Origin of the sequence: Pseudomonas sp. SIMBA_067 (genome assembly GCF_046534675.1) — a bacterium.
Taxonomy (GTDB): domain Bacteria; phylum Pseudomonadota; class Gammaproteobacteria; order Pseudomonadales; family Pseudomonadaceae; genus Aquipseudomonas; species Aquipseudomonas putida.
On the sequence record NZ_JAWRYH010001530.1, the window covers coordinates 1 to 229 of the forward strand.

General features: G+C 60.7%; 1 protein-coding gene. It reads left to right on the forward strand.

The genetic code is table 11. The features are described 5' to 3' along the window. The coding region (locus tag SB765_RS34565; RefSeq protein WP_410933149.1) for a diguanylate cyclase domain-containing protein at window positions 1–229 on the forward strand (229 nt) is incomplete at both ends.

A 229-nucleotide genomic window follows, 5' to 3' on the forward strand; every position in this document is an offset into this window, starting at 1 on the left:
GGCGAGCAACTCAAGGACTGCCTGGGTAGCGAGGCGTTGCTGGCGCGGATGGGCGGTGATGAATTCACTGCACTGTTCGACAGCCTGCCTTACCCCGAGCAGGCGGGCCGTTATGCCGAGAAACTGCTTGAGCGTATTTCGATCAGCCATCAGATCGAAGGGCTTGATGTGAGCCTTGGGGTCAGTATCGGCATCGCCACCTACCCGGACTGCGGCGCCAATGTGGAGG